The organism is Pseudomonas sp. GD04091 (assembly GCF_029836165.1).
Classification (GTDB): Bacteria; Pseudomonadota; Gammaproteobacteria; order Pseudomonadales; family Pseudomonadaceae; genus Aquipseudomonas.
Map to the genome: position 1 here is coordinate 1 of NZ_JAOEBG010000044.1, position 5,798 is coordinate 5,798.

The 5,798-nt window shown below is 56.6% G+C and carries 5 protein-coding genes; 2 read left to right on the forward strand and 3 right to left on the reverse strand.

All coding sequences use genetic code 11. From position 1 onward, the window contains the following. Nucleotides 1-433 precede the first annotated feature (433 nt). Together tnpB and N7422_RS26735 are read left to right on the forward strand one after the other, a co-directional pair. Nucleotides 434-769 carry an IS66 family insertion sequence element accessory protein TnpB gene (tnpB, locus tag N7422_RS26730; RefSeq protein ID WP_009684097.1) on the forward strand — a complete coding sequence of 112 codons (336 nt, stop codon included), beginning with the start codon at nucleotides 434-436 and terminating at the stop codon, nucleotides 767-769. 61 nt (nucleotides 770-830) lie between these two features. Continuing rightward, nucleotides 831-2,366 carry an IS66 family transposase gene (locus tag N7422_RS26735; RefSeq protein ID WP_009684098.1) on the forward strand — a complete coding sequence of 512 codons (1,536 nt, stop codon included), beginning with the start codon at nucleotides 831-833 and terminating at the stop codon, nucleotides 2,364-2,366. Nucleotides 2,367-2,399: 33 nt separating this feature from the next. Here the strand turns inward: N7422_RS26735 and N7422_RS26740 are convergent, their stop codons facing one another. The 3 genes from N7422_RS26740 to N7422_RS26750 form a co-directional block, all read right to left on the reverse strand. Then, the gene (locus N7422_RS26740; protein ID WP_009684099.1) at nucleotides 2,400-2,933 is read right to left on the reverse strand and encodes an NUDIX domain-containing protein; all 534 of its coding nucleotides are present in this window, start codon (nucleotides 2,931-2,933) and stop codon (nucleotides 2,400-2,402) included. Between the two features lie 92 nt (nucleotides 2,934-3,025). Next, nucleotides 3,026-3,877, reverse strand: a complete 852-nt coding sequence (locus tag N7422_RS26745) for a universal stress protein (protein WP_012316922.1) — start codon at nucleotides 3,875-3,877, stop codon at nucleotides 3,026-3,028. An 11-nt stretch (nucleotides 3,878-3,888) separates the two neighbouring features. After that, nucleotides 3,889-5,376 (reverse strand): SulP family inorganic anion transporter, encoded by a 1,488-nt coding sequence (locus tag N7422_RS26750; protein WP_009684101.1) that lies wholly within the window; start codon nucleotides 5,374-5,376, stop codon nucleotides 3,889-3,891. Nucleotides 5,377-5,798 lie beyond the last annotated feature (422 nt).

Below are 5,798 nucleotides of genomic sequence, written 5' to 3' on the forward strand. Positions count from 1 at the left end.
CGTAACCGTCCGGCCAACTCACCTTCCTGACCCCGACGCCAAAGGCGATGGTGTCCACCTAATTTAAGTGGACACCATTTCTAGCCTTTTAAGCGGGTCTTTCCATGCAGTCACAACGCCGTTCCTATTCAAAATCCTTCAAGGCCCAAGTTGTCCAAGAGTGCGCCCAGCCCGGCGCATCGATTGCCAGCGTCGCGCAGAAGCACAGCCTTAACGCGAACCTCGTACATAAATGGATTAGGGTACTCACGAACAAAACTATGGCGCTGCAACCTGCTTTCATTCCAGTGCCCTTGCCGCTAGCCGGAGGACATTCGCAGGCAGCTTCATCAAGTATCTGCATTGAAATCCAGCACCCGCGTGGCACCGTCAAAGTGAACTGGCCGACCGAAAGCGCTGTCGCCTGTGCCACCTTTCTGCGAGACCTGTTGGAATGATTCGGATCGATGCCATCTGGCTTGCCACCGAGCCTATGGACATGCGCGCCGGTACCGAGACCGCGCTGGCCAGGGTGATCGCGGTGTTCGGTGTGGCGAAGCCGCACTGCGCATACCTCTTCGCTAATCGCCGTGCCAACCGAATGAAAGTCTTGGTGCATGACGGTGTGGGCATTTGGCTGGCAGCGCGACGATTGAACCAAGGCAAGTTTCATTGGCCCGGCATCCGTCACGGATCGGAAGTCGAACTCGATAACGAGCAACTTCAAGCCTTGGTACTGGGTTTGCCGTGGCAGCGGGTCGGCGCAGGCAGCGCGATCACAGTGCTTTAGCCCCTGCCATTAGCCCATCGGTTTATCGCTGTTGACGACCTGCTCTGACACAATCAGCGGCATGACTTCCTCGCCCAATCTCGACCAGATGACACCGGAACAGCTGCGCGGCTTGGCCGAACAGGCTATGCAGTTGCTGTCCCAGGTCGACTCCATGAGCCAGAAAATCCAACGCCTCGAAACGGTCAACGAGCAACTGGCTCATGAAATCGCCATCCTCAAGCGACACAAGTTCGCCAAGCGCAGCGAGCAACTGAGCCCCGACCAAGGCAGTCTGCTTGATGATCTGCTCGATACCGATATCGCAGCTATCGAAGCCGAGCTGAAGGCAGCCAATCCGCCGGCCGCACCGGCCGAGCCACGTCATAAGCCCAAGCGTGCACCACTGCCGCCGCAGTTTCCGCGAACCGTGATCCGTCACGAACCAGAGAATACTCAGTGCGTGTGCGGCTGCCAGCTTCAGCGAATCGGCGAAGACGTCAGCGAGAAGCTCGATTACACTCCGGGCGTGTTCACAGTTGAGCGGCATGTGCGTGGAAAATGGACGTGCCGTCAGTGTGAAACACTGATCCAGGCGCCTGTACCGGCCCAAGTGATCGACAAGGGCATCCCGACCGCAGGCCTTTTGGCCCACGTGATGGTGGCGAAGTTCGCCGACCATTTACCGCTGTACCGGCAGGAGAAGATTTTTGGTCGGGCCGGACTGCCCATCGCCCGTTCGACACTGGCGCAATGGATCGGACAGACCGGTGTGCAGCTCCAGCCTCTGGTCGATGCGCTGCGTGAGCATGTGTTGGCCCAGGGCGTGATCCACGCCGATGAGACCCCGGTTCAGATGCTCGCACCAGGCGAAAAGAAAACCCACCGCGCTTACGTGTGGGCCTATAGCACCACGCCTTTCTCGGCCCTAAAGGCCGTGGTCTACGACTTCAGCCCCAGCCGTGCCGGCGAACATGCGCGTAACTTCCTGGGCACGTGGAACGGTAAGCTGGTCTGCGATGACTTCGCCGGCTACAAGGCCAGCTTCGAGCTGGGCATCACCGAAATCGGCTGCATGGCCCATGCACGCCGCAAATTCTTCGACCTGCATGCAGCCAATAAAAGCCAGTTGGCGGAGCAGGCGCTTCACTCGATTGGCGGGTTGTATGAAGTCGAGCGACACGCCAAGGAAATGAGCGACGAAGCCCGCTGGCGATTACGTCAGGAAACAGCGGTGCCCATCGCTGAAAAACTGCATGAGTGGATGTTGGCCCAACGCGAACTTGTGCCCGAGGGTTCGGCCACGGCCAAGGCCCTGGATTACAGCCTTAAACGCTGGGTAGCGCTGACGCGCTACCTGGAAGATGGTGCTGTGCCCATCGACAATAACCAGATCGAGAATTTGATCCGGCCGTGGGCGCTTGGGCGCTCGAACTGGTTATTTGCCGGGTCGCTGCGCAGTGGAAAAAGGGCGGCGGCAATCATGAGCCTGATCCAGTCGGCGCGTATGAATGGGCACGATCCGTATGCCTATCTCAAGGATGTACTGATGCGGCTTCCGACACAGCGGGCGAGCGAAATCACGCAATTACTCCCGCAGCATTGGATGCTTGCCTGAGGCAGGCTAAGTGGACTTCGCCAAATAGTCAGCTCAAAGGCTGATTGGCATCAACAATTCGGAAGCGACTTTTCTCAGCATGTAGGTTTCGCGCAGAATTGACTGCCCCATCGAAGACTCGTGACGCTGCATGACGGCTTCATTGTGTGCGATGGCTTCATGCAGGTTGATCCAGACAGGCCGCATACCATTAGCGATTTCGTGGCTTTCCATTCTCACCGGCTCTAGCTGGGGCGCTACTTCGCATTGATAAAAATGCGAGGTCATGTGCATCAGATCGTACTGTGGCTTTTGGTAGGGCCGGTACTCCTCGATGTAACCGTAGTGCTGGAGCACCTGTATTTCACGAGCACCAGTCTCTTCCTCAAGCTCACGCTTCAGGCCTGCGACAATGTCCTCGTCACCATCAAGGCCGCCTCCAGGAAAGCTGAAATCGTTATAGCGCTCGGTGAACAGCAACAGGATCTGTTCACCCCGCATCACGATGCCGCGAGCTGCATGTCGACGGAATACTCTGCCCTGCTTGGATTTCAGCTCGGGGTGAACAATTTCAGTTATGAGTTGCATGTGGTCTCGTAGCGGCAAGATCAGTTAGTCATCGTCCAGGGTGGCCACGGTATTTCCTCAGTTCTGGAAATACTGTGGCCAGTGGAACTGGCTCAGCGAAGCAGCAATAAGGGTACAGTGGATGTACGCAGCATCGTCGTGGTCGTGCTGCCTATCAGAAACTGCCTGATGCGTGAGTGCCCGTACGCCCCCATGACCAAGAGGTCAATGCCGTGCTCTGCCTGATACGCATGCAGTGTGGACTCTACTTCGCCTGGGCGGATCTCGGAATGCACCAGCGAGCCGGAAGACGCAAGCGTGGTTCGTGCCTTCTCCAGCGCGTTCTGGTTGTCTTCAGAATCCGTTCCAACCATGACGATATGAATTGGCAGGCCTTCGCACAGCGGGCTTGAAGCAAGCATCTGTAAGGTCTTGTGGCCTGTTGCGCTGCCGTCAAATGCCACCATGACCGTTTCAGGTTTCCTGAAATGGCTGGTTGTAATCAGGGTGGGGCGGTGGATAGTTCGGACTATCGCTTCAATCTGGCTGCCAAGACTTTGGGCACTGCGCGTGCTGTCCTCACCGACTCTTCCAATCACCAGTAACCGAATATCGTCTTGGAGATCGCTCAGGCTCTCGACGAGATGGCCATGGCGCTGCTTCATATCAGGTGACATGGCGCCAGAGTGAACTGTTCGCTCGCGAGCTTTTTCAAGCATGTGCTGCCCATGCTCCAACGCCAGTTTTGCCCGCTGCGCATCCAGCATGGCCAACTCTTCCAGCAGATGTTCTCTGCTACCGAGACCGATATTGCCGCTGAGGTCAGCGGATGCAGGATATTTCTCCTTATCCAGCACATGAAGCAAGGTCAGGGGAGCGCTGAGTCGTTGCGAGGCCCATGCTGCGTAATCGCAGACCGCCAATGAGGATTGTGAGTTATCAATGCATGCCATTACGCGGGTCATTGTCGTTCTCCTTAGTGGCTCATGAGCTTGTCGATGGCACCGGGTTTGTCATGCACGCCGAAGCGGTCAACGATTGTCGCGCTGGCTTCATTGAGACCGAGCACTTCAACCTCAGCGCCTTCGCGTCGGAACTTGATCACGACCTTATCCAGCGCTGCGACGGCGGTGATATCCCAGAAATGCGCCTGTGTGAGATCGATGGTGACCTTGTTGAGCGCCTCCTTGAAGTCAAAAACCTCAGTGAACTTGTCCGCAGAGCTAAAGAACACCTGGCCCACGACGCGGTAAGTCCGATGCGATTTCGTCTCTTCAAGAGTGCTCTTGATATCCAGGTAGTGCCCGACCTTGTTTGCGAAGAACAGGGAGGCCAGCAGCACACCTACCAGTACGCCGTAAGCCAGATTGTGAGTGGCCACGACGACCACGACGGTCGCCACCATGACGAGGTTGGTCGACAGCGGATGCTCTTTCAGATTACGCAAGGAATCCCAGCTAAAGGTGCCGATGGACACCATGATCATCACAGCCACGAGTGCCGCCATAGGGATTTTGGAGAGCCACTCGCCAAGAAATACCACCATCAGCAGCAGGAAAACGCCGGCACACAATGTCGAGAGACGGGTGCGGCCACCAGATTTCACGTTGATGATCGACTGGCCGATCATGGCGCAACCTGCCATGCCGCCAAGCATGCCGGCAGCGATGTTGGCCACACCCTGGCCTTTGCACTCGCGGTTTTTGTTGCTGGTGGTGTCGGTAAGGTCGTCGACGATGGTCGCGGTCATCATTGATTCGAGTAGACCCACTACTGCCAACGCAGCCGAGTACGGGAAAATGATGCGCAGGGTTTCAAAATTCAGCGGAACTTCAGGCCAGAGGAAGATCGGGAGCGTATCAGGCAGTTGGCCCATGTCACCGACGGTGCGGATATCCAAACCGAGGTAAATGGCGATGGCAGTCAGCGTCAGAATGCACACCAATGGAGAGGGAATCACCTTGCCGATTTTCGGTACATACGGGAACAGGTAGATGATTCCCAGGCCCGCAGCGGTCATGGCATAGACATGCCAGGTGACATTGGTCAGCTCAGGCAATTGCGCCATAAAAATCAGAATCGCTAATGCGTTTACGAAGCCGGTGACTACCGAGCGTGAAACAAAGCGCATCAACGAGCCGAGCTTCAGGTAGCCGGCAAGGATTTGAAGTACGCCACATAGTAGCGTCGCGGCCAGCAGGTACTGGAGTCCATGCTCTTTTACCAGCGTAACCATCAGCAGTGCCATGGCGCCTGTCGCCGCCGAGATCATTCCGGGGCGCCCGCCGACAAAGGCGATGACAGCACAGATACAGAAGGAGGCGTAGAGACCGACTTTGGGATCTACCCCGGCGATGATGGAAAAGGCGATGGCTTCCGGGATCAGCGCGAGTGCGACCACCAGCCCCGCGAGCACGTCGGCACGGACGTTGGAAAACCACGTTTGTCTAAGTTTTTGCAGCATATAAATATCCAAGGCAAAGCATCGCGCACGCCAAGGGAGTGGCGAGCGAATCGATACAAATTCAAATTTTGAGGATTTTTTGCTGTGTGCTTAAGGTGTAAAACCAGGCGTACAGCAGTGAGCACCCGCGAGCGAGGCTAGCGGAAGCAGGTTGTTGCGAGGGGGCGTAGCGCTAAGGCGGCGTAGGCTGCCAGTAGATCGTTTGGAGTACAGTCATGCTGATGTTCCTGTAGCTCAAGGGGTATGCGGAGCCGAAGTATACAATGAAGCCATCGTCGATTGCGACCCGCTGGCAGGCTCTGCATGACCTACGTCAGATACAGGCTTATTCAATGGGTATACCTGCGGGCAAGGCTTTGTTTTCCACCCGTTCTTGTCCGAGCTGGTCTGTGTGCTGAGGGGTGAGTTGGCCAGACGGTTAC

Coding starts and splice junctions, on each gene's coding strand:
- tnpB (WP_009684097.1), top strand. CDS start 434: ATGATTCGGATCGATGCCATCTGGCTTGCCACCGAGCCTATGGACATG.
- N7422_RS26735 (WP_009684098.1), top strand. CDS start 831: ATGACTTCCTCGCCCAATCTCGACCAGATGACACCGGAACAGCTGCGC.
- N7422_RS26740 (WP_009684099.1), bottom strand. CDS start 2,933: ATGCAACTCATAACTGAAATTGTTCACCCCGAGCTGAAATCCAAGCAG.
- N7422_RS26745 (WP_012316922.1), bottom strand. CDS start 3,877: ATGACCCGCGTAATGGCATGCATTGATAACTCACAATCCTCATTGGCG.
- N7422_RS26750 (WP_009684101.1), bottom strand. CDS start 5,376: ATGCTGCAAAAACTTAGACAAACGTGGTTTTCCAACGTCCGTGCCGAC.